The organism is Planctomycetia bacterium (genome assembly GCA_021413845.1).
GTDB lineage: Bacteria > Planctomycetota > Planctomycetia > Pirellulales > PNKZ01 > PNKZ01.
In genome coordinates this window covers 1-26,507 of record JAIOPP010000093.1, presented here as the reverse complement: position 1 = coordinate 26,507, position 26,507 = coordinate 1, and the positions used below count along the sequence as shown (strand labels likewise).

18 protein-coding genes and 1 tRNA gene are annotated in these 26,507 nt (G+C 61.6%); 15 read left to right on the top strand and 4 right to left on the bottom strand.

The window, feature by feature from the left end; genetic code table 11:
• Positions 1-566 precede the first annotated feature (566 nt).
• Both K8U03_16825 and K8U03_16820 read left to right on the top strand, forming a co-directional pair.
• Positions 567-1,214 (top strand): sigma-70 family RNA polymerase sigma factor, encoded by a 648-nt coding sequence (locus K8U03_16825; protein MCE9606556.1) that lies wholly within the window; start codon positions 567-569, stop codon positions 1,212-1,214.
• Positions 1,215-1,229: 15 nt separating this feature from the next.
• Positions 1,230-2,273, top strand: coding sequence for a hypothetical protein (locus K8U03_16820; protein MCE9606555.1), 1,044 nt, complete (start codon positions 1,230-1,232; stop codon positions 2,271-2,273).
• A gap of 469 nt (positions 2,274-2,742) precedes the next feature.
• Here K8U03_16820 and K8U03_16815 read toward each other — a convergent pair whose 3' ends face one another.
• Positions 2,743-4,377 (bottom strand): DUF1080 domain-containing protein, encoded by a 1,635-nt coding sequence (locus tag K8U03_16815; GenBank protein MCE9606554.1) that lies wholly within the window; start codon positions 4,375-4,377, stop codon positions 2,743-2,745.
• 309 nt (positions 4,378-4,686) lie between these two features.
• On the opposite strand from K8U03_16815, the gene K8U03_16810 reads away from it, so the two are divergent.
• The 13 genes from K8U03_16810 (at position 4,687) to K8U03_16750 (ending at position 23,936) form a co-directional block, all read left to right on the top strand.
• Positions 4,687-7,515, top strand: a complete 2,829-nt coding sequence (locus tag K8U03_16810) for a c-type cytochrome (protein ID MCE9606553.1) — start codon at positions 4,687-4,689, stop codon at positions 7,513-7,515.
• Between the two features lie 104 nt (positions 7,516-7,619).
• Positions 7,620-9,098 (top strand): hypothetical protein, encoded by a 1,479-nt coding sequence (locus K8U03_16805; protein ID MCE9606552.1) that lies wholly within the window; start codon positions 7,620-7,622, stop codon positions 9,096-9,098.
• An 84-nt stretch (positions 9,099-9,182) separates the two neighbouring features.
• Positions 9,183-9,458, top strand: a complete 276-nt coding sequence (locus K8U03_16800) for a hypothetical protein (GenBank protein ID MCE9606551.1) — start codon at positions 9,183-9,185, stop codon at positions 9,456-9,458.
• Entirely contained in the window at positions 9,455-9,784 is a 330-nt protein-coding gene (locus K8U03_16795) for a type II toxin-antitoxin system RelE/ParE family toxin (GenBank protein MCE9606550.1), read from the top strand. Before K8U03_16800 ends, K8U03_16795 begins: the two co-directional genes overlap by 4 nt.
• Before the next feature lie 17 nt (positions 9,785-9,801).
• Positions 9,802-10,581: a DUF1080 domain-containing protein gene (locus K8U03_16790; GenBank protein MCE9606549.1), complete on the top strand. Its 780-nt coding sequence runs from the start codon at positions 9,802-9,804 to the stop codon at positions 10,579-10,581.
• Positions 10,582-10,648: 67 nt separating this feature from the next.
• On the top strand, positions 10,649-13,156 hold the full coding sequence (locus K8U03_16785) for a PSD1 and planctomycete cytochrome C domain-containing protein (GenBank protein ID MCE9606548.1): 2,508 nt from the start codon (positions 10,649-10,651) through the stop codon (positions 13,154-13,156).
• Between the two features lie 38 nt (positions 13,157-13,194).
• Positions 13,195-14,667 carry a DUF1501 domain-containing protein gene (locus tag K8U03_16780; protein ID MCE9606547.1) on the top strand — a complete coding sequence of 491 codons (1,473 nt, stop codon included), beginning with the start codon at positions 13,195-13,197 and terminating at the stop codon, positions 14,665-14,667.
• 146 nt (positions 14,668-14,813) lie between these two features.
• Positions 14,814-17,996: a tetratricopeptide repeat protein gene (locus tag K8U03_16775; GenBank protein MCE9606546.1), complete on the top strand. Its 3,183-nt coding sequence runs from the start codon at positions 14,814-14,816 to the stop codon at positions 17,994-17,996.
• 61 nt (positions 17,997-18,057) lie between these two features.
• Positions 18,058-19,029, top strand: coding sequence for a MotA/TolQ/ExbB proton channel family protein (locus tag K8U03_16770; protein MCE9606545.1), 972 nt, complete (start codon positions 18,058-18,060; stop codon positions 19,027-19,029).
• Positions 19,030-19,097: 68 nt separating this feature from the next.
• Entirely contained in the window at positions 19,098-19,517 is a 420-nt protein-coding gene (locus tag K8U03_16765) for a biopolymer transporter ExbD (protein ID MCE9606544.1), read from the top strand.
• Positions 19,518-19,566: 49 nt separating this feature from the next.
• Complete coding sequence (locus tag K8U03_16760) at positions 19,567-22,542, top strand: hypothetical protein (GenBank protein ID MCE9606543.1); 2,976 nt, start codon at positions 19,567-19,569, stop codon at positions 22,540-22,542.
• A 142-nt stretch (positions 22,543-22,684) separates the two neighbouring features.
• Positions 22,685-23,716, top strand: coding sequence for a ThuA domain-containing protein (locus K8U03_16755; GenBank protein MCE9606542.1), 1,032 nt, complete (start codon positions 22,685-22,687; stop codon positions 23,714-23,716).
• A gap of 147 nt (positions 23,717-23,863) precedes the next feature.
• Positions 23,864-23,936 (top strand) — tRNA-Lys (locus K8U03_16750).
• A gap of 35 nt (positions 23,937-23,971) precedes the next feature.
• On the opposite strand, the gene K8U03_16745 is transcribed toward K8U03_16750, so the two are convergent.
• The 3 genes from K8U03_16745 to K8U03_16735 form a co-directional block, all read right to left on the bottom strand.
• Entirely contained in the window at positions 23,972-25,213 is a 1,242-nt protein-coding gene (locus K8U03_16745) for a site-specific integrase (GenBank protein ID MCE9606541.1), read from the bottom strand.
• Positions 25,214-25,286: 73 nt separating this feature from the next.
• Entirely contained in the window at positions 25,287-25,592 is a 306-nt protein-coding gene (locus K8U03_16740) for a helix-turn-helix domain-containing protein (protein MCE9606540.1), read from the bottom strand.
• 61 nt (positions 25,593-25,653) lie between these two features.
• Positions 25,654-26,058, bottom strand: coding sequence for a hypothetical protein (locus K8U03_16735; protein MCE9606539.1), 405 nt, complete (start codon positions 26,056-26,058; stop codon positions 25,654-25,656).
• Positions 26,059-26,507 lie beyond the last annotated feature (449 nt).

Genomic DNA, 26,507 nt, shown 5'->3' with positions numbered 1-26,507 from the left:
ACGCTTCGATGAGTTGCGGCTCGGAGTTTCAATTTCATACGGCTGCGCTATTTTCATACGCCATTCCATACCGGCCACTTAGCCGGCGGGAACTCGCCGTCTCACTTTGAGCCATCCTGTCGTCATATTGACACAACAAGGGGGGACGACGGCTTCTCGGCAGAACCCTGAGCGAAAATGAAGGAAAATATCGTAAGGTGCGACATTTCCTGCAATTTACCCATGTAACCGCCAGCAAAATTTTCAGGAGGCCGTTTTTACAATCCTGCCGTAGTTGGAACTCGGACCAAAAAATTTCATTCGTCGCAACTAGCTTCTACATATACGTTTTGCGCCGATTGTGCCGTGTACTGCACACGCATTCACCGCTTTGACGACAGGTTCGGCATATCGGTTGCATTAGAAGGTATCATTCGCCCCGCCGACCGGGCGTGGTACCTGCCAAAGAGGCATCGAGGCCTCTCGCAACGGGTTCCGGTCGACGACGAAGTACGAATCGCAAGCTTTTAGGAGAGGTAATAGCGTCGACGTGGTTGTCGAGAACTATTCCCTTAAACGGCACGTATATGGTTACAGCAACACTGCCCCTGCAACGAATCGCTCGCGTATCGGCTCGGACGCTGGGAGAATGGACCGATGAGGAATTGCTGGCATCGTATCGCGATGCCGGTAACCGCGCGGCCTTCGACCAGCTTGTCCATCGCTACGAGCGCGAACTGTACAGCTACCTTCGCCGATTCTTGAACGATCAAGCGGCGGCGGAAGATGCCTTTCAAGCGACTTTTCTCCAAGTCCACTTGAAGTGCAAGCAGTTCGAAGCCGATCGTAAGGTTCGTCCGTGGCTGTATACGATTGCGACGAATCAAGCGATCGACCTTCAGCGCCGCACGAAGCGCCACAAGTTGGTAAGCTTGGACCGACGCGAGCGCGAAAACGCCGACGACGATGTGGGCTCGCTGTTGAACTTGCTGGAAAGCCGCGAGGCCGCTCCGCAAGCCAACCTCGAGTCGGGCGAGCGGGAAGAGTGGGTGCGCGGTGCCGTCGGCGAACTGCCGGAGCAGTTGCGCTCAGCCGTGAATATGATCTACTACCAGGGACTCAAGTATCGGGAAGCCGCCGATCGGTTGAACGTGCCGGTCGGCACCGTCAAGAGCCGCTTGCACACGGCAGTGCTCAAGCTCAACGAGGCCTTCCAAGAGGCCCACCTATCGTAATCCGCGAGAAGTTCGATGCGCGACAAATTGCTGGGCTACTTGCTGAGAGCATTGGAGCCTGACGAGGAACGCGAACTAGAACGCCGACTCTCGATCGACCCCGAACTTCGCCGCGACTTAGAACTGCTCCGGCGAAGTTTAGAACCGATCGATGGGACAACCGCGAGCTACGACCCACCCGAGGGTCTCGCTAAGCGAACTTGTGAATGGATTTCGGGTCTAGCGGACGTCGTGGAAAAGAATTCGTCGCGCTACGAAGAAGCGGTTCCGTCCGAAGATGCTGCTTCTCTCATGTCTCTGCGGAAGCGCTACGAGGCTTCTCAGCCCGTCGATCTTACCGCTCCCCCCGCGCGGCGTTGGGGTTGGGCCGATGCGACTGTGACGGCGGGAATCGTCGTCGCTGCCTCGCTGCTCTTCTTTCCCGCCTTGGCGTCGATGCGGTATCAGTCGCGCGTCGTCGCTTGCCGCGATAAACTGCATCGCGTAGGGATGGCTCTGATCGACTACAGTCGCACGCACGGCGATCTATTCCCCGAAGTTCCCCACTCGGGCCCTCTGGCGCATGCCGGCGTTTATGCTCCTCGCTTGCAGCAAGCGCGGCTGCTCATGGATGCGAGCGATGTCGTTTGTCCGGGACAAGCTCGGGCTTGCGCCCAGTTCGAGAACATTCCGACGCTCGACGAATTGGAGCATGCCGATTCGGCAGCGCTCGACAAATTGACAGCGAAGATGGGAGGTAGCTACGGCTACGCTCTGGGCTACGTCGAAGACGGCAGCTACCATTTCGTCCGCAATCAAAGTCGGCCCCACTTCGCGCTCTTGGCCGACGCCCCGCAAGATCACGCGTTGGGAAGTTTGAACCACGGCTGCGGCGGCCAGAACGTCTTCTTCGAAGACGGCCACGCGCTGTTCCTGAATTGTTGCCGACGTCGCGATCTCGGCGACGACCTCTTCTCGAACCACTCGGGCTTCGTCGGCGCAGGAATCGGCCCGAACGATGTGGTGATCGCGCCGAGCGCGGCAGCCCCGCTACTCGCTCCGCATAAGACGGTGCGCTAACTTCGCACCGCCGCGACTTGCAACGCTTACATCAGTAGATCCATGCGCGCAAAAAAACTCCCGGAAAGACGGGTCCCAGGGGGGCGAAGGACGCCGATCTTTCCGGGAGCGATTGGACGCCCCGCGATACGAGATGACGCGATGCCGGAGCTTTCGGACGGCATCCTTGCCGAACGAACCTCTCCGTGGTCCGCAGAACCGAACTCGCTGAGCAAGCCGCTTCCGGTGCAGACCCTATCGCGCGGATATCCGCTTCGTACCGCTCTCGCTCGAACCCGGCCGCGACTCGCGTCGTTGCCATGTCCGAACGTGCGGCGGGAGAATAGGAGAAGGTCCGGCGAGGGTCAAGGCCGTTTTAAAACACCGCCGAGAATAATTCTCGGCGCATGCCGGCAACGCATGACGATCCGCTGCGCACGCGCACGCCGACAACGTGCAGATGCGATGTTGCGAACCACGTTGCGCGAAATTATTCCCCGTCGGCTTTGCCGCCGGCAGCGTTGATCTTCTTGATCACCGTCTCGCGATTGAAGTTGGCGGGAGCCGGATAGTCTTGGTTTTTCTCAAGCTCGGCGAGCGTCACCGTCGGCGCGACGACCCCTTCCGCCGGCACTTCGCCGTGCGCGGTCCAAACGATCGCATTGAGCACGATCTTCAAGAAGTCGGGACAGCCCCAGTTCCAATGATCGTGACCGCCGGTGAAGCCGAAGCCGCGACCGCCGCCGGCGTTTTCCGAAGCCCAAGCCATGTGCTGAATCTCGCCGGCCGCGACCGCCTTACGAACGTTCGGGTTGCCGCTATGCGCACCATCGGGGCGCGTCAACGTGTCCGGGCCCGGCAGCGCCGAGAGGATCGGCGTCACCCCTTGCAGCTCGGGGCGAAAGCGCATGTGGTAATACCATTCGTCGTTGATCGAAAACGGTTTCACGCCGCGCGTGATCGCGTGCTCGGGCAGCTTGTCGAACTTCGGAGTCCAGTGAGGATTGACCGACCAATTGGCCTCGAAGTAACCGCCGATCCATTCCAAGAACTTCTTCCCTGCCGGATCGGCCGGGACTTCGACGCCGTAATGGATGCAAACGATGCCGACCCCCTTCTTCGCCAGCGCGTCGACTTCTTCCAAGTGGGCGTTCACCATGTGTCCGCCACCGCCGTCGCAATACATGATGATTGCGTTGGCACCGTCGAAGGCGCCGGCTTCGGTCGGCCAGCCGTTGCGATAGACGACCGTCTTATAATTCGGCAACGCCTTCTCGAGTTCCTTCGCGAGGAGAATGCAGCCCGCGTTGTGTTCGTGCGCCCCGTAGCCGTGGCTCGGCTTGCCGGCGACGAAGACGATCTTCTTTCCTTCGCCCGCAGGCGGAGCGAGGCGCTTCGAGACTTTCTCTACCGGCTTGGCGGATTTGATGTGGCGAATCCGAATGTTGCGGAACTCGACGGTCATCGGCGGGCCGGCGTGCAATTGCAACGCGAGCAGGCCCGACTTCTTGCCGGCCTTATCGTCTTCATCGACGAGATCGACGGTCGTGATGCCGTTGACCTTTTGGATCAGATGGTTTCCTTCGGCGAGGATCGTGTAGGAATTCCAATCTTCCTTCTTCACCGAATCGACGACTTCCTTCTCGGTCACGATCGATTCTTTGTTCTCCGGTTTGCCGCCGGCAGGAACCAAGACCTTGTTGCCGCGCTTGGCGAGAATGCCGCGCCCCTTCTCTTCATAGAGCGACCCGGTCCATCCGCCGCCGGCGTCGAAGTCGGCTTGGTATCCCTTGATGACCCACTTCGCGACTTCTTCGCTCCTATATTGAATGCCGGAGTTGCCGCCGATGATTTTGAATTCGCAACGGAACTCGAAGTCGGCGACTTCGGCCTTGCGATAGATCAGGAACGTGTTTCCTTTAGTCGGGTTCTCCGCAGTCGTGCGGCCGGTGATCGCTCCGCCGTCGCCGACGCTCCAGAATTTCGGATCGCCGTCCCAACCTTCGAGCGACTTACCGTCGAACATCCAAATGAATCCCTCTTCGGGATCCGCTGCGCGAACGGTCGCAGCGGAAGCGGCGAGCGTGAGCGCCGTGATCAGTAGTAGGCCGAGGCGTGCGAACATGACGATTTTCTCCGGACGATAGAAGCGGAATGCGAAGCTATGTGCGAACTTCGGAGCAGCGAAACTCCCGCGAGAATAGTCGCCGCCGAGAGCGTCGTCAAACGGCCGACGCGCAATCGCCGAGCGACATGAACTCACCTCCGGCGACGTATTTCGGCCGCCTCAGGTAGGGTCTGTCGCCGGGCCGGCGCACCGATTAAAGTGATGTTCCTCCCCGCGATTCCCCCGCCGGCAGCGTCGCGTTCGTTTCCCTTACGGCCGCCGCTCCCGCTTGATTTTTCCTTCCTGCTCATCGGCCGAACCCCACGCATGAACTCAGCCTTGCTCTTGGTCGTCGCCACGCTCGCGGCCGCACCTACCGCGAAGTCTCCCGCGCCGACGTCGATCGCCACGCCGGTAATCGCCTCTTACGAGCGGCTTTACCAAGCGAAGAAAACCGATCTCGCCGCCGGCGGCCTTTTACTGGCGGGAGAACTGAATTGCACGAGTTGCCATCAACTCGACCGCGCACTCGCCGACTTCGTCCATGCCAAGAAAGCACCGGTCTTGAGCGACGTCGGCAATCGGGTTCGACCCGAATGGATTCGCGCGTTGCTCGCCAACCCGCATCAAGCGAAGCCCGGCACGACGATGCCCGACATGCTTGCGACTCTGCCGCTCGAAGAGAAGGCGAAGAGTGTCGAAGCGCTTGTTCACTTCCTGGCTTCGACGACGACGCAAACGCTCCACGATGCGAACATCGACCAAGGGGCCGTGAAGCGCGGCGAGCAACTGTTCCACGAAGTCGGCTGTGCGGCTTGTCACAATTCACAGAAGGCCGATGCGAAGCCGGTTCCGTTCGCCGTGCCGCTGCCGAAGGTCGACGCAAAGTACACGCTCAAGTCGCTCGCCGATTTTCTGCGCGATCCGCTCAAGGTGCGCAGCTCGGGCCGGATGCCGTCGCTGAATCTTACGGAGCCCGAGGCGAACGACATCGCATCGTATTTCTTGAAAGATGTGCGCGGCGAACCGAACTTCCGGTATTCCTTCTACGAAGGGCGCTGGGAACGGCTGCCGAACTTCGAGACCATGAAGCCGAACGAGACAGGCATCTCGGCCGGGCTCGACGTCGGCGTGGCGAAGCGCAAGAACAACTTCGGCCTGCGCTTCGAAGGTTTCCTCCGCTTGGAGAAAGACGCGACCTATACGTTTCGTCTCTCTTCCGACGACGGCTCGCGGCTCTCGATCGACGGTACGACGGTCGTCGATGCCGACGGCATCCACCCGGTCGGCGATAAAGAGGGAAAGTCGACGTTGAAAGCCGGCGTGCATCGAGTCGTCGTCGACTACTTCGACGCCGGCGGCGACGCGGTGTTGAACGTCGTGTTAAGAAGCTCCGGCAACGACCCTTGGCGCAGCCTCGCGAGCGTCGTTACGCTGACATCGGAGCCGGCGAAAAAGGTCGATTCGGCGTTCCAAGTCGATCCGCAACTCGCCGCGCTCGGCAAGAAACTGTTCGTTTCGACCGGCTGCGCCTCGTGCCACGAATTGAAGCAAGGCAAAGAGACGTTGGCAGCGAAGGAGCCGATACGGCAATTCGCCGAATTGCGCGACGGGCGTGGGTGCCTCGCCGAGGAACCCGTTACCGACCCTCTACAAACGATCCCGCGCTATAGCCTAACCGCCGCTCAGCGCAGCGCGCTCACGGCGTCGCTGGAGTGGGCGCAGAGCGCTGGGAAGATGAAGGCGAAACCAACGGCCAAGCAGCGCGCCGAAAGTTCGTTCGCCGCATTCAATTGCTATGCTTGCCACCAGCGCGACGGCCTCGGCGGCGTCGATCCGAATAAGACGGTCGACCTCAACGACGACGGCATCCCGGATCGCGATCCGACTTCCGAGCTGTTGAGCCCGCTGTTCGTCGGCACGACGCCCGAGATGGGAGACGAAGGCCGGCTGCCGCCGCGGCTCGATGGGGTTGGTGCGAAACTGGCCGATGCGTATTTGAAGCAGGTGCTGGAGCGCGGCTCGAAAGATCGTCCTTACATGCGAACCGTGATGCCGAATTTCGGCGGAACGAACGTCGGCAAGCTGGCAGGCGTGTTGCAAGAACTCGATGCGCCGCTCAACGATAAGCTCGCCGTGCTCGAGGGCCCGGAGTATCGCGCGAAAGCCGATGGCCGAGCGCTCATCGGCACGAAAGGTTTCGGCTGCGTAAAGTGTCATCAGTTCAACAAGCAGAAGGCCGAAGGGATCCAAGGGATCGACATGACGATCCTCACGCGCCGAGTTCGGCCCGAATGGTTTGCGAAGTACGTGCGCGATCCGCAATCGCTTCGGCCCGGCACCCGCATGCCGACCATTTTCGTCAACGGCCAAAGCCCGTTGAAGGAAACTCTCGGCGGCAACGCCGAAAAGCAACTTGCCGCGATGTGGCTGTTTCTGAACGACGGCGAGAAAGCAGCCATTCCGTTCGGCGTCGGCGGGCAACCGATCGAGCTGATCGCGGATAAGGAAGCGATCATCTATCGCAACTTCATCGAAGGGGTCGGCCCGCGTGCCATCGGCGTCGGCTATCCCGAGAAAGCAAACCTCGCATTCGACGCCGGCGGATTGCGACTCGCCTCGATGTGGCACGGCGCGTTCGTCGATGCCGCGAAGCATTGGACCGGCCGCGGCCAGGGTTTCCAAGGTCCGCTCGGCGACGACGTAATTCAACTTCCTACGGGAGTCGCGTTCGCGCGTCTCGAAACCACGCAACAGCCGTGGCCGACCGCAACGCCGAAAGAACTCGATCAGCACTTCCGCGGGTATCGGCTCGGCGAAAACCGTCGACCGACCTTCCTCTACGATCTAGGTGACGTCCACGTTGAAGACACGATCACGCCGGTCAAAGCCGGTAAGCAAACGACGTTCAGTCGCAAGATCGCGCTTAAGGCCGACACGGTGAAAGACTCGCAGCTTTGGTTCCGCGCGGTCGCCGCGAAGCAGATCGCTGCCGCAACCGACGGCTGGTACGAGATCGACGGCCTGTGGCGCGTCCGGGTCCGCTCGGGCCAAGCGGAGCCGGTCGTTCGCTCCGGTCCGCAAGGCCAAGAATTGCTCGTGCCGGTATCATTCGCCGACGGACGAGCGTTGGTGGAACAAGAGCTTGTTTGGTAATGCCCGCCGCATCGCTTGCATCGTTTCTCTTTGAAGTCCGACTACCCCGAATATCGCTTGCCTTGAACGGCTGGTACTTAAATATGAATCGTTATCTTATCGCCATGTTGTTGTCCGTCGTCGGATGGCAAGGATCGACGTTGCTTGCCGCCGAGCCGGTATCGACTACCGGCAAGCCGCCGGTCGAGGCCGACTACTATCGGATCGTTGGCCTGCCGCTGCCGAAAGATCGTGTACTCGAAATCGGCGCGATCCAGTTGTTGCCGAAGGAGCGGATCGCATTCTCGACCCGCCGCGGCGACATCTATCTCGTCGACGGCGCCTGGAGCAATCCGCCGGCAGCCGACAAACTGAAATACACACTCTTCGCGTCCGGGCTTCACGAAGTGCTCGGGCTCGCCTATCGCGACGGCGCTCTCTACGCCACGCAGCGCGGCGAAGTGACGAAGCTGCGCGACACCGACGGCGACGACCGCGCCGACGTGTTCGAGACCCTCGCCGATGGCTGGGAGATCAACGGCGACTACCACGAATATGCCTTCGGCAGCGAGTTCGATCGCGACGGCAACCTCTGGGTCGCGCTCTGTCTTACCGGCTCGTTCAACAGCTCGAACAAGTTTCGCGGCTGGGCTCTGCGTATCACGCCCGAGGGGAAAGTGATTCCGACGACGAGCGGCCTGCGCTCGCCCGGAGGCCTCGGCATGAACGCCGCAGGCGACATGTTCTATACCGACAACCAAGGCCCGTGGAACGGCGCCTGCGTGCTCAAGCATCTCGTGCCGGGGAAGTTCGTCGGGCATCCGGGCGGCTTCTCTTGGTACGACCAAGCGCCGAACATGGGCAAGCGGCCGCAAGAGCCGCAGAGCGGCAGTCGTTGGGCCGCGGAGCTGGCGAAGATTCCCGAACTCGTCCCGCCGTCTTGCTGGTTCCCTTATCCGAAGATGGGCCAATCGGCGAGCGGCATCGCTTGCGATCTGTCGAAAGGAAAGTTCGGGCCGTTCAGCGAACAGCTTTTCGTCGCCGATCAATCGCACAGCACGCTCATGCGCGTCGCGCTCGAAAAAGTCGACGGGCACTATCAAGGAGCCTGCTTCCCCTTTCGCCAAGGCTTCGGCTCGGGCAACCTCGCGCTGAAGTTCGACGACCGCGGCACGATGTTCGTCGGCGGCACCAACCGCGGCTGGGGCTCGCGCGGCACGGCGCCGTTCTCCTTAGAGCGGCTCGAATGGACCGGCGAAGTTCCCTTCGAAATCCACACGATGCACGCCGAGCCCGACGGCTTCACGCTCCGCTTCACGGAGCCGGTCGACCCGAAGACGACGGCCGATTTGAAGTCGTACGCCTTGCAGACCTACACGTACATCTATCAATCGTCGTACGGCAGTCCGGAAGTCGACCAAACGCAGCCGAAGATCACGGCAGCGACTGTCGCGGCCGACGGCCTGAGCGTGCAACTCACGGTAGATGCGCTCGTGCCGGGTCATGTGCATGAGCTGAAATCCGCCGGCATCCGCTCCGAGCGCGGTCTACCGCTGCTGCATTCCGAAGCGTATTACACGCTGAACTTCATCCCGAAGAAATAGCTTGGTGCGGGTGGTTTGGTATACTCGGCGAGAGCGGGCGACACGGGCGGCAGGTATCGAAAAGACATCCGGTAGAGGCGCGTCATGGCAACGGACAACTCAGGCGATCTAAGCGCGTTCGTGCAATTCGCGAACGCTCAGTTGCAAGCCGGAGCGAAATTGTCGCTGGAGGAAGCGCTCGAACAATGGTGGGCCGCGCACCCGCCCGAACCGTCGGAGGAAGAATCGGAAGAAGTCGTCGCGATGATTCAGGAAGCGCTCGACGATCTTGCCGCGGGAGACAAGGGAATGCCCTTCGATGAGCATCTCATCGAACTCGAACGAAAGTTCGGTTTGAAACCGAGCCCGAAGCGCGCATGAAATACGACGTTGCTATCCTGCGTCGAGCGCGCGAAGATATCGATGGAATTCTTGAATGGTTAACGACGCGCTCGCCCCAAGGTGCTCGACACTGGCACGACGCCTATATAAGTGCTTACACCGAGCTTCGTCGATCGGCGGATATGTTTCCGCCGAGCCCGTATAGTCGCCGGCTGGGAATTCGAGTTCGTTGCTTTCCGTTCGGCACCTCCCAGGGCAATACCTATCAAATCTTCTACGCGATCGACGAAGACATGATGCAAGTTCGGATTTTACGCGTTCAGTCGCCGGGACAACGCCCGCTCCGTCGAAAAGACTTACTTTAACTTCTGAAGGATCTAATATGAATCGCCGCCTCTTTCTCGCTTTACCCGCCGCTTTCGCGCTCTGCGCCTCGCTCGTTTCGCAGAGCGTCTTCGCCGACGATCCCAACACCCTCACCGAGGCCGAAACCAAAGCCGGCTTCGCGGCGATCTTCGACGGCAAGACGCTCGAGGGTTGGGATCAAAGCGGCAATTGGAAGGTCGCCGACGGTGTCGTCACGCGCGAAGGAAAAGGGGGGAGCCTGACCTATACGAAGCAAAAGATGCCCGATGATTTCGAGCTCCGCTTCCAATGGAAGGTCGCCAAGGGGAGCAACTCGGGCGTTTACTATCGTCCCGGTCAATATGAATATCAGGTTCTCGACAACGCCGTTCACAACGACGGCAAGAACCCTCGCACCAGCGCCGCGTCGATCTACTTCGGTTTCGCTCCGTCGGTAGACAACACCAAGCCGGTCGGCGAATGGAACGAAGGCCGCATCGTTTGCAAAGGGACCGTCATCCAACATTGGCTCAACGGCAAAGCGGTCGTCGATATCGACTACGCCGATCCGAAGTGGGCCAAGGAAGTCGAGATCTTGAAGATCCGCGGCGGCGACCTGCCGTCGCGCGGCGCCAATCTCAACTTGCAAGACCACGGCGACCCGGTCTGGTATCGCGGTATCAAGCTTCGCACGATCCCGGCCGATGAGAAGGTCGTCGCTTCGAGCGACTATGCGCCGGCCGCGATTCCCGACGCCATGAAGGCGAAGGAAAAAGCGTATCTCGAACAGCGTGCGAAAGCCGCTGAGAAGAAGTAACCAAGAAGGAACGCCGACCTTTCACCGCGACCGTAACGAGGAGCGAACGACGATGCTTCGGCGATCTATGTCGCTCCGTCTTTGCCGGCTCGCGCTGTTAGGTTTGCTCGCGCTCATGTCGTCGGCCGCGCCGCTCCGCGCGGCCGACGACGCGCTCGGCAAACCCGCGAAGCTCGACTTCGCGCATGAGATCGCACCGATTTTCCGCGAGCATTGCGTGAAGTGCCACACCGGCGACAAGAAACAAGGGGGCTTCTCGCTCAATAGTCGGGCCGAACTGCTCGCCGGAGGTGAGAACGGGCCGGTCGTGGCGTTGGATAAAAACGGCGGCGGCAAAAGCAACGCGAGCGAGTTGATTCGTCGACTCACGACCGACGACGCCGACCGGCACATGCCCCCTGCTCCGGAAAAGCCGGTACCGGCCGCGAAGATTGCGCTGCTGAAGACTTGGATCGATCAAGGTCTGGTTTGGGACGAAGATTTCGTCTTCGTTCGTCCCGCTTACGAGCCGCCGCTCAGGCCGCGCAAGGTCGCGTTGCCGCCGGCGATGGCAGGGCGGACGAATCCGATCGACCGCCTACTCGACGACTATCTCGCCCGGCGCAAGCTCCCGCGCCCCGCACCGATCGACGACGCCACGTTCGCGCGCCGCGCGAGCCTCGACCTCGTCGGGCTGTTGCCGACGACGAAACAACTCGACGCTTTTCTTGCGGATACGAGCCCGGACAAGCGTACGAAGTTTATTCGCGCGCTCCTAGCCGACGACGTCGCTTACGCCGAGCATTGGCTGACGTTTTGGAACGATCTGCTGCGTAACGATTATACCGGCACCGGCTTCATCACCGGCGGCCGGAAGCAAATCAGCCGTTGGCTTTACGACGCGCTTGCGATGAACATCCCCTACGATCGCTTGGCGCGCGAGCTTGTCGACCCGCCGACTCCCGACAGCGCCGGCTTCGCCGACGGCATTCGGTGGCGCGGCGACGTCAGCGCGGGCCAAACCGTCGAGATCCAATTCGCGCAGAGCGTCGGTCAGACGTTCCTCGGCATCAACTTGAAATGCGCCTCCTGCCACGACAGCTTCATCGATCGTTGGAAGCTCGACGAAGCCTACGGACTGGCCGCGGTCTACGCTTCGACGCCGCTCGAGATCCATCGCTGCGATAAACCGATCGGCAAGCAAGCGAAGGCGGCATGGCTCTTTCCCGAACTCGGGCAGATCGACGCCGGCGCGCCACGGCCCGAGCGCATAAAGCAGCTTGCGGCCTTACTGACGCATCCGGAAAACGGCCGCTTCACGCGCACGCTCGTCAATCGTTTCTGGCATCGCTTGATGGGACGCGGCATCGTGCATCCGGTCGACGCGATGCAGACCGAACCGTGGAACTCCGATCTGCTCGACTTCCTTGCGGCGCATTTGGCCGCCGAGCGATACGACCTCAAACAAACGCTGCTGTTGATCGCCACGTCCGAGGCGTATCAAAGCCGTGTCGAGATTATCGGCGACGATGCCGACGAGCGCAGCTACGTGTATGCAGGGCCGCGCGCGAAACGGATGACGGCCGAGCAATTCGTCGACGGCGTTTGGCAACTCACCGCCGGTGCTCCGACGAAGTTCGATGCTCCGCTCTTGCGCGGTAAAGCCGAACCGTCGGCCGTGGCCGCGGAGATCCTCTCCGGCAAGTGGATCGCGCCGCATGCTTCGGCAGATAAACAATCCGCCGACCATACGTTTCGCGGCACCCTCACGCTGCCGAAGGCGCCGCTGCAAGGAACGGTCGTCATCGTCGCGGCCGATGGCTACTCGCTGCTCGTCAATCGCAAGCAAGCGGCCGTCGGCACGGCCCGCAGCGTAAGCCAGCCGACGACGATCACGCCCCAGCTGCGCGCAGGTGCGAACGAATTCTTGCTTACCATTTCTCCCGGTCGGCAAGCATCGAACGGTAGTTCGGCATTCTTGGAAGCGCGTATCATGCTCGCTGATGGCTCGCTGATGCGTTTCGCCACCGACGATCTCTGGCAATCGACGCCCTACAAGCCCGACCGCAACGGGCAAGTCGTCGTGGAAACGGCGAGCGCGAAGCCGGGTGAACCGGCGAAGTCGACGGAACCGCGCTGGCAGCCGGTTGCGCATCCGCCCGCGCCCGAATGGGCTTTAGCGCTGCAAGAAGCGTTGCGTTCGGGCCTGGTGCGCGGGTCGCTCAAGGTCGAGCAACCGGTTCGCGCCTCTCTCGTCAAAAGCGACTTCTTAATGCGCTCGCTCGGTCGCCCGAATCGCGACCAGATCGTCAGCGTGCGCCCCGCCGAGCTAACCACGCTCGAAGCGATCGATCTCTCGAACGGCGAAACGCTCGCCAAAGCGCTCACGGTCGGAGCGCCGAAAATCCTCGCGGCGCATCCGGGCAAGCCGGCCGACCTCGTCGTCGCGATCTTCCGCGCTGCGCTGGCCCGCACGCCGTCGACGGACGAACTAGCCGTAGCGCGGGACATACTCGGCTCGGAGCCGACGGCGCGCAACGTAGAAGACTTGCTCTGGGCCGTGCTGATGTTGCCGGAGTTTCAGTTGGTGCGATAATGAAATCCACCGGCGACTAACCAAGCGGAGCCGACTCGATGGCCTTGAATCCGAAACAAACGGCGCGCTACGAAGAACTCGCGACGCGCCGCGATTATCTCAAGCAGCTTAGCGCCGCCGCGCTCGGCACGCTCGCGCTCGGAGAGCCGCGCTTGCTGCAAGCCGCAGCCGGCGGACACAAGGTCGTGCATCCTAAGCCGACGGCCGATGCTTGTATTTTGCTTTGGATGGGGGGCGGCATGGCCGCGCCCGACACGTTCGACCCGAAGCGCTATTCGCCGTTCAAGCCGGGCACACCGGTGAAGGATGTCTTGAGCACGTTCCCGGCGATCGACACCGTGGTCGACGACATCAAGCTCACCGCGGGCTTGGAGCACATCGCCCAAGTGATGGACCGCGCGACCCTGATTCGCTCGCACCAGCAGCCCGACCTCGGCAACATCCTCCACTCGCGCCATCAATACCATTGGCACACCGGCTACGTGCCGCCGCAAACCGTCGCCTGTCCGCACATCGGCGCATGGATCGCCAAGGTGCTCGGTCCGCGCAACCCGGTCTTGCCGCCGTTCATTAACATCGGACAGCGATTGGAAGGGGTCGGCGAACAAGAAGAACTTAAAGCCTTCACGACCGGCGGCTTCTTCGGCAGCGAGTTCGGTCCGATGAACCTACCGTTTCCCGAAGAGGCCGCGCAATCGGTTCGTCCGCCGAAAGGAATGGAGCCGGGCCGCTTCGCCGATCGCCACAAGTTCTATCGCCGGCTCGTCGACGGGAATCCGAACAGAGACCGCATGAGCGATTTCCAGCAGGAATCGCTCCTCCGTTCGATGGAAAACGCCTATCGACTCTTAAGCGCCGACGAACGGGCCGCGTTCGACATCTCGCTCGAACCCAAGGAAAGCTATGAGCGTTACGATACCGGCCGCTTCGGTCGAGGGTGTCTGCTGGCGCGCCGGCTCGTCGAGTCGGGAGCGCGGTTCGTCGAAGTCACGACGGAGTACGTTCCCTTCCTTCATTGGGACACCCACAAGGATGGTCACGAGACCCTCGTCAGGATGAAGAAGGAGATCGATCGTCCGATCGCGCAGCTCGTGCGCGATCTCGAATCTCGCGGGCTGCTCGAACGGACCCTCGTCATCATCGCCAGCGAATTCAGCCGCGATATGCTCATCGAAGGAAGACCGGGCTCGAACGCCCGAGACCAAGCCACGGCACCGACCGACGTCATCCAAGAGATGAAGCACTACGGGCAGCATCGGCACTACACTGCCGGCTCGTCGGTCGTGATGTTCGGCGGCGGGATGCGTCGGGGCTATGTCCACGGAGCAACCGCGCCGGAGCGTCCGTTATCGGCCATTAAAGATGCGGTCAGCGTGATGGATCTGCACGCCTCGATCTTTACGGCGCTCGGTATTTCGCCGCAGACGGCGTTCGATGTGGAAAAACGGCCGTTTTATGCCACGGAAGATGGGAAAGGTCGCGCCGTGGCCTCGCTTTTCGCGAAAGCATAAAGCGAAATTCCGCCTAACAGGCCGGCGTAGTTCCCGCAGCCTCTCGCTGCGCTTTCGCGAACCTGCAATAATGTCGGGTTGCACCCCCGTTGAAATGTCAGCCGGCCTCGCCCCCGGCTTCCGCATCCCGCTCGAAGAGGAAGACGATGATTTCGTTCCGGTCTATCTTCCGCAGTTTTTTGAAGTCCGCCGCGCTCGGCTCCCCGCTGTTGATCGCGCCGTTCGCTCTTTGCATGTTTGCCGACGTCGCCCAGGCTCAAACACCGGCGAGCAGCGCCGCCAACCTACAGTTCAACACGGCCGGCGGCTTACATAACCGCCAGGCGTTCGATCTCGCGGCCGACGAATGGGCCAAGTTCATTCAAAGCTTTCCGCAAGATAAAAGGGTCGCCGAGGCGTCCCATTACCTCGGTATTTGCAAGCTGCAAACCAAAGATTACGCCGGCGCGATCGCGGCCTTCGAGCGGCTCATTGCGCTCGATCCCAAGTTCGAGCTGATCGCGTCGTCGCGACTGTACCTCGGCATGGCGCAGTTCAACGCGGCGCAGGCCGGCAAAGCCGAACTGTTCGCAGCCGCCGAGAAGACCCTCGCCGCCTTGCTGACGTCGCATCCGACCGGGAAGCATCTTCCGCAGACGGTCTACTTCGAGGCGGAAGCGCTTTACGCCCAGAATAAGAAAGCCCCGGCGGCCGATCTCTACCGCCGCTTCGTCACCGAATTCGCTGCCGATCCGTTGCTGCCCGATGCACTGTACGCGCTCGGCGTAACGCTCGACGAACTCGGCCGAGGAGCGGAAGCGCAAGCCGCTTACGTCGAGTTCCTCACTAAGTTTCCGAAGCACGCGCTGCGCGTCGACGTCGATGTTCGACGAGCCGAGCTTCTTTCGGCCGCCGGCGACTTAGACGCCGCCGAAAAGATCTTCGCCTCCGCCGCGGCGACCCCAGGCTACGACGCCGCCGACTATGCCCTGCTCCGTCAAGCCGGCTGCCTCTACGATCGGAAACGGTTCGCCGAAGCCGCCGCGGTTTACGATGCCTTGCCGAAGAGCTTTCCCGGCTCGCAATACAAAGCCGCGGCTCTACTTGCCGCGGGCAAAAGCGATTACTTCGCGGGCAACTATCCGGCCGTAGCGGCGAAGCTTGCGCCGCTCGCGGACGGCAAGGGAGACGCCGCGGCCGAAGCCTCGCATTGGGCCGGCCGCGCGCTGTTGAAATCGAAGCAACCGGCCGACGCCGCGCTGCGCTTCGCCGCCGCGTTGAGAAACTCTCCGGCCTCGAAATTCGCGCCGCAACTCATGCTCGATCTTGCCGACGCTCTCTACGAGCAACCCGAGCGTCGTGCGGAATCGCTCGCGGCCTATAAGGCCGTCTACGAAAAATTCCCGGCCGATCCCCTCGCGCCGCAGGCCCGCTATCTCGCCTCCTTCATGGCCTTGGAACTCGGCCGCAACGACGAGGCTCGCGATCTCGCCGTCGCCTTTCTCAAATTGCCGGCCGGCACCGGCGCGAACTTGAGAAACGATGTGCTCTACATCAATGCCGAGGCTCTGCTTCGCGCCGGGAAGCACGAATCGGCAGTCACGGCTTACGACGAACTTTTCGCCGCCGTTCCTACGCAACATGCCGACCGCGCGAAGTGGATCGTCCGCCGAGCCCTCGCCCTCTCGCTCGCAGGCAAACACGCCGGCGTGATCGATTCGCTCGCCAAGCAAGCCGATCTGCTCGGCGATCCGGCCTTGAAATCCGAGGCCCGTCATCTGCTCGGGCTGAGTCGCCAAGCGACGAACGACTACGCCGGCGCGATCGCCGATTTCCGCGCGGCGTTGCAAGCCGCGCCCGAGCGTCTCGGTTCCGATGACACGCTGCTGGCCCTGGCCGAAACGAACCGCTTAGCCGGCAACGCGGCCGGTGCGCAGGCCGCGCTGTCGGAATTCCTTGCCAAGTATCCGAAGAGCCGATTGCGCGACACGGCCGAATATCGTTCCGCCGAACTCGCCTATGCCGCCGGCGACCTTAAGGGAGCCGAAGCCGCTTACCGCCGCGTGCTCGACGGCTATCCGCAAAGCACGCTCGTCCCTTACGCGCGCTACGGCCTGTCTTGGGCCCTCATCGGCCAAGGAGACGCCGCCGGGGCGATCACCGCGCTCGATGGGCTGTTGAAAAGCGCCGCACCGGCCGAGCTGGCCGCGAAAGCCCGTTATGCCCGAGCGCTCGCGCATCAGCAACTCGAGCATTTCGATCTCGCCATCGCAGACCTCAACGAGTTCCTTAAATCCAAGCCCACGGGCAAGGATCTTACCGACGCCTATTACGTGCTCGGGCTCTGCCAAGAGGGGATCGGCAAAAACACCGATGCACTCGCGACGTTCGAGAAGCTGCTCCAGAGCGACACGCGATACGCCGGTACGCCGAAGGTGCTGTACGAAATCGGATGGATTCGGAAGAACGCCGGCAACGCGAAGGAGTCGGCCGCGGCGTTCGGTCGGCTAGCCAAGGAATTTCCGCAGAGCGAACAGGCCGCCGAAGCTTTGTTTCATGTCGGCGAAGAGGCGTATGCTCGCAAAGACTATGCGGCCGCCGTCGATGCTTATTACGATGCCCGCGAAAAATCGGACTCGGCGGAGCTAACCGAGAAGTCCGCGCACAAACTCGGCTGGAGTTACTTCCATCAAGATAAGTTCCCGAAGGCCGAAGAGTGGTTTCGCTTCCAACAGAAGAACTTCCCCAACGGTAAGCTCGCGCAAGACGCCGCCTTCATGGAAGGGGAATCGCAGTTCAAGCAAGCGAAGTATAAAGAAGCGCTCGCCTCGTATACCCGCGTGAAGTCGCCGCAAGGGCCCGACTTCGCCCTGCTCTCGCTGCTGCACGCCGGACAAGCGGCCGCGCAACTGGAAGATTGGTCGGGTTCCCTGCAACTGCTCGATGCCGCGGCTCAGCTCAACCCGAAGTCGCCGTATCTGCCGGAGATCAACTACGAGCGCGGCTGGGCCAAGTACCAGAGCGGGGCCGCCGATGAAGCGTTGGCGATCTTCGAAAAAGTCACCGAAGAGACCGATCGAGAAATCGGCGCGCGAGCCCGCTTCATGATCGGCGAGATTTATTTCACCCGTAAAAACCATACGGAAGCGGTGAAGCATTTCTTTAAGGTCGCCTACGGATACGCCTACCCGGAGTGGCAAGCTCGCTCGCAGTTCGAGGCGGGCCGATGTTTCGAGGTGCTCGGCAAGCTCGATCAAGCGAAGCGGTCGTATCAGGAAGTCGTCGATAAATACTCGAAGTATGAAGAAGCGGCGCTCGCGAAGAAGCGGCTCGCCGATCTCGGTAAATAGGTTCGTCGTCGAGTACGTGTCGCACTTGCGACACGGCTCGAAGCATTCGGAGTTCGTCGGTATGCAACGGATTTTCGGTTCTCGATTTTTCCTCGTCGCGCTGCTCGCAGCTTCTGCGGTCGGCGCGGCGTTGCCGGCTTTGGCGCAACCGATTCCCACCGGAACCGGTCCCGGCGCGCGCGGGGCAGGTACGAACGATCGGATGCAGCAGGCCGAGCAACTGGCGCAACAAGCGCTAGCCGCTCCGAACGGGCAGCCGGTCGAAGCCCCGCTTCCGCCGAAGGAAATCCCGGCCATCAATTTATTCGAGCTCGCGAACGCCGGCGGGCCGTTGATGTATCCGATCTACCTCGCTTCGGTAGCGGTCGTTTGCTTTTCGTTCGAGCGGATGCTCGGCTTGCGACGACGCAAACTCATGCCGCCGAAATTGATTCAAGAACTCGGCGAGTTGTCGAAACGCCAAGGCGGCGTCGACCCGCGGGCCGCCTACCGCGCATGCATGAAGTATCCGTCGGTCGCATCGACCGTAATTCGCGCCGTGTTATTGAAGATCGGTCGCCCGTACGCCGAACTCGAAGCCACGCTGAAGGAAGTCAACGAGCGTGAGGCGGAAAAGCTGTACAAGAACGTCCGCCCCATCGAGCTACAGGTATCGGTCGCGCCGTTGATCGGATTGCTCGGGACCGTGCAAGGGATGATCATGGCCTTCTTCGACACGGCCAACTCCACGCTGCACACCAACAAGGCCGAGCTACTTGCGCGCGGCATCTACGTGGCGCTGGTCACGACGTTCGCCGGCTTGTGCGTCGCCATTCCGGCGGCGGTGCTCGCGCATTACTTCGAAGGGCGCATTCAAAGCCTGTTTCGCGATCTCGATGAATTCGTCCTCGCGATGCTGCCGCAGTGGGAACGCTTCGAAGGGAAGTTGCGAGTCAATCGTCAATCGTTGAGCGGGGAATCGGACAACGCCGCCGCGCACCCGGAGAGTCATGCCGCCGCGCCGGAACGAATTCCGGCGATCGTTCCGAAGTAGAACCAAGAAAGAAACCTGATCGGTCTCCGGAGCTTGCCGCTGGTCTGAAATCGTGAAGGTGTTGGATTATGCCCGTCCGAATTAAAAAATCTTCGGCACTCAACAAGCTGAACCTGACGCCGATGATCGACGTCGTGTTTCAGTTGTTGATTTTCTTTCTCGTCGCCGCACGCTTCGAAGAAGCGGAGCGGGAGATGGACTTAGTGCTGCCGAAGGCCGATGAAGCGATGGCCCGCATCGCGAAGCCCAAAGAGATGACGATCAACGTCGATCGCGGCGGGAAGATCTTCCTGGCCGGTCGCAACCTCACGCCGGAGGAACTGCTGGCCGTTCTGCGGCAAGCGCAGGCCGACAACCCGGGCCGGCAGACCGTCATTATCCGAGGAGACGAGAATTGCGATCTCAAGTACGTCGTCGCCGTAATGAATTTATGCGCCAAGGTCGACATCCGTGATTGCCGTATCACCTCCGCAGCTGCCGGAAACTAAACCCCGCCGATAGTCGCACCGTTCGGACACTTAACCGCCGGATCGCCTTATGTCCGTCACCCATACGACCGCGAAGCAGCAAGTCGTGCGAAAGATCTCGCCCGATAGGCTTGCCGACTTCGACGAGCAGTGGTGGCCGATCACGTTGCTGCTGCTGATCACCGCCGGCGGCTTGGCCGGCTATATCTACACGAACCCCAACAGCGACTTCCTCACGCAGGTTTGGTATCGCAACGCTTGGGTTCAAATCGGCTCGACCGGCGTCGTCGCGCTGTTTCTGTTGATCGGTGCGGCGCTGTTGCGCGGCAGCTCGCAGCGACGTTTGCAACTCGGAATCTTTCTCAGCCTCGTGTTTCACGTCTCGCTCTTGTTCTGGTCGCGGCAATATTTCCTCAGCGCATCGCTGTCGCCGGTATCCGACGCTTCCCTGTCGCTGAACGAGGAAGTCGCGGTGACGATTCCCGACTACATCCCCGCCCAAGCTCCCGACGACAAGGCCACGGAGCTCACGCGTCCCGCCGATACCGAGATTCGCGACGAGGCGAAGATCGAAGTCACTCCGAAAACACCGGAGCAACTGAAGGCCGAGAAGGAGTCGATGGTCGAACCGGAGCCGACGCGCGAGCCGAAACCGACGCCGATCGAGATGGCTCGGGTCGAGCTCTCGACCCCGCAGCGCAACGACGTGCTGCCGAAAGAAACACTGAACCGTCGCGAGCTCGAAGAAAAGCTCACGACCGAGGCCGTGCCGCAACAGAAGCCGACGGCCGTCGCGGAGCTCAAGCAATCGCTTGCTGCCGAAAGTTTGGAAATGGCTCGTCGCGAAGCGGCCGCCGCACCGAGCCGGCGCGTGAACGCCGTCGATCCTCGCGCTGCGGATCGCTTACGGCCGACCGTCGAGCCGACGTCGCCGACACGGCGAGACATGCCCGACCAAACCGCTTCGGCCGATGTCGCGGCGGCGCTCGCTCGACGACTCACGCAAACCGCGGATTCGATGCCGCTCGCCGCGACCGAAGCGGCAGCCGCGCGCGCGACGCAACAAGCGCCGCTCGCCGGAGCGATGTCACCGGTGCAGACGATGCAGCGCCAAGCGGCCGCGTCGTCCGCCGGACAGGTCGCGCCGACCTTTTCGCCGGCGATTACCCTTGCGCCGGGCTCCGCCGCTCCGGCCGCGCTCTCGCGCGCCGAAGCTCCCGAACCGAGCGACTCCGCGCCGACGACGACTCCGACGAATCGGCCGCAACGCTCGAGCGCCGGCGGCGCAGCCGCGGGAATGGAAACCGTCGCGGTCGCCGTGCCGACCGCTCCGACTTCGGCCTCGGCCGAGGTTTCCGGCGGCGCGTCGCTCGAAGCCGTGCTGACGACGACCACGCGCGGCGACCAAGGCACGCCCCAACAATCGCTCGCATCGAACACCTCGCTTCCATCGCCGCTTGGCGCCGGCAGCGGAGCGACCGCCGGCAGTTCTTCCGTAGGAATGCGACGCGCCGATGCCGCCGGCGACGGCACTTCCGGACAAGCCACGGCCGCCGCGGCGATCGGCCGGCCGGGGCGAGGACGCGCCGTCGGATCCGCGACCGAGGCCACGAACCAACTCTCCGGCGGAGCGCTCGCGGCAGCCGTCGGACCGACCATGACGCAAGGTAACGCCACGAGCGGAACCGCGGTCGGCATGCAGCCCGCGATTTCCGGGTCGGGCTCTTCGCTCGGCGAGCGAACCGTGGCACAAACGGGCTCCGGCCTGCGCCCCTCGGCTCTCGGCGGCACGACCGGCACGGCATCGGCCGCTCCTAGCGGCGGAGTCGCCGGCGGAACGGGCACCGCCTCCGGCTTAGCATCCGGAACACGGCGCGAGATCGGCGACGTCGGCGACATCGCAGGTTCCGCAACGGGAACCGCGACGACGGGCCTGGGAGCGCGCGGCAAATCGTCGGCGGCCGGCAACAGCGCAGGACTACGAACCAGCGAAGGAATGGTCGCCGCGACGGGAACTACGGTGGCGAGCGGAGCGACCGTCGGCGGAACGGGACTGGCGGAAGGGATGGCATCGCTCGGCCAACGAACCCTCTCGCAAACCGGCAATGAACAAAGGCCCTCGGCACTCGGCGGAATGACCGGTTCGGCCGTTTCTCCTTTGCCGTCCGGCGTTGCGGCGGGCTCCTCCCCGCGCGGTTCGCCGGCGGGAAAGCGCCGCGAGCTCGGAGAGGTAAGCGGCTTAACTGAAAGCGCCAACGTAGGCCTGCGAGCGCGCACGGCCACCGATTCGCCCGAGGCCTTGCGCGACAGGCATGGCAACTTGAAGGGCTCCATCAACGATTTGATCGCCGACGGTCAGATGAAGGGGCAGAAGATCATCATCGTGTCGTTCTATCTCGACGAGGAGATCGACGAGTCGCCGTTGCCGGCCGCACTTTCGTCGAAGGGCTACGCCGTCGAACGGATCAACGCTCCGCTGCCGCCGCTCGCGACGTTTGCCTCGAAGCTCGACGGCACCCGCCAGCTCTGGCTTTTTTCCTCGGAAGCCAACCGACTTCCTCCCGGCCATCTAAAGGCCATCCTCGATCGCTGGCGGGCGGGCCGGCTCGCGGTCTGCCTGCTTGCGGACAACGCGCCGTTCACGGCCGAAGCGCTTGCCGTGTTGAACGCGATCGCGCCGGGAACGACGATCACAGGCAGTTACCTCGGCGAGCAGAAGTTGAAGCGTCGCCAAGAGGGAAGCCCCGGCTTCGACCCAAGCTCGCCTCTCTTTCACAACGTCGAAACTCTTTTCGAAGGGACGACGATCAGCAGCATCTCCGGGCAATGGCTGAGGCCCGTCTGCTACGCCTCGAACGGCTTGCCGCTGATCGCCACGTTCGAGCTCCCCGGCTCGAGCCGGCTGCTGCTGCACTGCGGCTTCACGAGTTTCTATGAGAGGTTCTGGGACGACGCCGGCGTGAGTCGCTTCGCGCTCAACGTCGCGGGCTGGCTGAGCGAAGCCGATCGCAAGAACGTTCTGGGCGTCCCGAGTGCGGGCAAATAGAGCGGTTTCATCGACGGCGCGCCTCCGCGCAAATAGTCGCGCCGCGATTCGACGACGCGGCAAGCTTTCTATCGTCGCGGCGGGTGAGTAAGATATCCGCTTGCCCGTGAATCGCTTCGCCGCCGCACGCAAGGAACTTGTCATGAAGCTCGCTCTCGCTTTGAGCATCGTATCGTCGTTCGCACTCCTGTCGCCGCTGCCGCTCGCCTTCGCCGCCGACGGCGCGACGTCGTGGGTCGTGTATGCAGGGGGCGAAGGGCCGGGCAAGGGGAAGCATGTCGTGCTCATCAGCGGCGACGATGAATACCGCTCGGAAGAAGCGCTGCCGCAACTCGGCAAGATCCTGTCGAAGCAGCACGGCTTCAAATGCACGGTCCTCTTCCCGATCGACCCGAGCGACGGCACGATCAAACCCGACTTTCAAACGAACATCCCGGGCCTCGAAGCGTTGAAGACGGCCGACGTCTGCGTGATGCTGCTGCGCTTTCGCAATCTGCCCGACGAACAGATGCAACATATCGACGACTACGTCGAGAGCGGCAAACCGATCGTCGGCCTACGCACGGCGACGCACGCATTCAACATCAAAGGCGATAGCAAGTACGCCGCTTATTCTTGGGGCGCCCAAGGGGCCTGGGACGGCGGGTTCGGCCGGCAGGTGCTCGGCGAGACGTGGATCAGCCATCACGGCAAGCATAAGTCGGAAGCGGCCCGCGGCATTCTCGTGAAGGATCAAGCATCGCACCCGATTCTGCGCGGCATCAAAGACGGCGATGTCTTCGCGCCGAGCGATGTGTACGGCGTGCGACTGCCGCTACCGGGCGATTCGCAACCGCTCGTGCTCGGGCAAGTGGTCGCCGGCATGAAGTTCGACGACCCCGCCCTAGCCGGCGCGAAGAACGATCCGATGATGCCGATCGCGTGGACGAAGTCGTACCAAGCGCCGAAGTCGGGCAAGACCGGCCGAGCCTTCACGACGACGACCGGAGCCGCGGTCGACTTGGAATACGAAGGGACGCGACGGCTGATCGTCAACGGCATCTACTGGGCGGCCGGCCTGGAGAACGCGATCCCGGAAAAATCGCAGGTCGACATCGTCGGGGAGTACAAGCCGACGATGTTCAGCTTCGGCGGCCATGTCAAAGGGATAAAGCCGCAAGACCACGCAAAGTAACGCGCACGGCGGAGAAGAGGGCGGCGAACGCCGGCGAAAGGGGTCGATTGGCGCGATAAAAGCTAGGCAAAAATTCGGCCGGCAAAACGAGCGTCAGGCCCCTTGAGAGCCGGTCGCGAATCGATATGATAAGGGGCTTCCGCCGCCGCCCTCTTAGCTCAATTGGCAGAGCAGCTGACTCTTAATCAGCGGGTTTCAGGTTCGAGTCCTGAAGGGGGCACTCTTCCGAGTGTCATACGACTAAAGCACTTACGACTAAGACTCGTGGGTGCTTTTTTCATGCGCTGAAGGGGCACTGTTACCAGAACTGTTACCAGAACTGTTACCAGACTGGGTTTTCTCGAAGGCTTCGCGGATCACATCCCCCGCAGTGACTGCGTTGCGGGTGACATAGAAGCGCATCGTCGTCTGAATGCTCGCATGCCGCATCATTTGCTGCAAGACGGCGGGCATCACGCGAGAGGCCCAGCGGGTACCGAACGAACGACGTAGATCGTGAGCGGTCGCACACTTTGTTTTACCGCTTTTGGCGTTCGTCCAAGTTTTCGCATTCGTCTTCCGGCCAATCTCGCTGATCGTGCGAATTGCGACTTCCAGCGACGCTCGCTTTCCCTTCTGGTCGATCGGCGAGAACACGGCCCCCTGGCGCTGATCTGGAGGTACGGCTTTAAGAAGCTCGCCGAACTCCGGTGCCAAGGGAATCGTTTCGCTACGGTGCGATTTCTGCGAATCGGCCTCGATGTGCGCAACCGGGTTGCGGCCTGCGATGTCGACGACGATTCCGGCCCCTTCATCCCAAGACAGTACGAGTGATTCGCCGACGCGAAAGCCCGACATCCATAGGCCACGTAGGAATCGCTGCCATTCCGCCGCCCGGCCCTCTCCGACAACCTTCGGCACCGCAGCGATCATTCGGTCAAACTCTTCCCCGCTCAAGGCACGTCCCTTCGCGGAATCGTTACTCGAAGCGCGATGCAGTTTCGGAAACACGGGCGCCTTGGCGATCATGCCAACACGTTCGGCCCATCGGTGAGCCGCCTTCAAATGCGCAAAGTAGCTCTTGATCGACGATTCCGACAAACCGGGTTTCGTTTTCTCGCCAACTTTCGTTTCCTTCCGCAACTCCGCAGCCAACCAAGAAAGTCGCTGTGCCGTGACATCATGGACACGTTGCGGGTTTAACAGCCGCTCGACCATGTCGAAAGCAATATCGCTTTGTTGAAGCGTTCGTTTTGACAAGCCGCTCAGAACCTGTGCTTCGTAGCTTTCACGGAAGTGCGACCAAAGAGTCTTGCTGGGCGAGGAATACCTTCCTTCACGCAGTTCAGCCTCCCACTTCGCCGCGACGCGTTCCGCCTCATTCCGGTCCTTTTTGAGCCCCGTTTTTTCGACCTCGGTCGACCGCGTCTTCTTCTTACGCGTCACTGGGTCGGAATACTGCATCTGGTAGTGCTTGCGGTCGCCGAACTCGACAACCTTCACCTTGATTTCGTCCATGTTGATTTCTCCACGATCCCCAGCCTCTTTGTTACGCTTCGCTCCGACAGGGCTGGTACGTATCGGAGGGCGTTCAACTCCTATCAGACTTCTTCGCTCGTTTTTTCTTCGGTCGCTTGATCTTCGATTGCGGCACTGCGGGCATCACGATCCTTGGTGACTTCAGCACGAAGTGATAGTCGTGTCTCAACCATTCGCCTTCGCGTTCGATCAGCCACCCTGCCGCGATCAACTGCAAGATGTAGCGGTTCACCTGTCGCGAGGAGACGTTGAGCTTCGCGGCCAGCGTGGCTGAAGTCTCGGGGCTCTCTGCGATGAGGAGCAGTAGCTTGCCGACAAGTGTGGCGGCACCATCCGTAGTGCTGCGGTATCTGGGCATCAATCAACTCCGAAGGTAGTAACATGCTTACCGCGGTTTCGACTGTAGCTTCACGGGGTAGTCAACGGCAAATGATGGCAACAGATCTGCTACTGACGGCGATCGTCGAACGCAACAAAAAGGCGACGAGACCGGGTGACATGTGCGGGCCTTTGGACTGCCAGTGTTCGATGCGTCCGGCAATGACGCGGGCGGCAAGGGAGGTTTGGGTTTCCGCATGCTGGCCGCAGTGCCGAACGAAAGACGAGAACCAGCGGCTACACAGCCCGCCCTCAACAACCACATTAGCTAGGTCATCGAGATCCCGTTTCTCCTGATCGGTGAGCGGGGAGTCACTTTGGTAGAAGTCATTTGGTGGGCGTTCGCGCGGATCCGGAAGCCGTTCGTACTCACCAGGATCATCAACTCGCCCCGAAGCAATGCACTCGCAGACTTTACCAGGCTGCCGCCGCACCATAACCGGCATGGCTACACCCTCCTGCCTTACACGGGACGCGTCCGCCCAACGATAGGGGCGGTGAGAAGCATGAAAGGCAGCCAGCCACTCCGCCGACGTAGGCGCCCAGACCGCGCCTGCCATTCCGCAGCTAGCGCACTGTACCATCAGGCAGCAGGTTTGCTGCCAACTGTAACGAGAGCGCTGCGGCCCAAGAGGGTCGTATCGTACGACGGTCGAGTAGACAATCCATTCATGTGACTCATAGGCAGTGCAAACACTCATCTTTAATTCCCTCCTGACGGAACGATTCTCGCAGCGAGCGGGAATGCGGGCGACTGACCTGCCCCCCTTAAACGAGTCCGGTCGTCAGTCGTAGACTGACGACCATCACTTGAAAAAGGGAGGGGATCATGGGCACGAAGCGTTTGCAGGTCGAGCAGATCATTCAGAAGTTACGGGAAGCGGAATTGGAGATC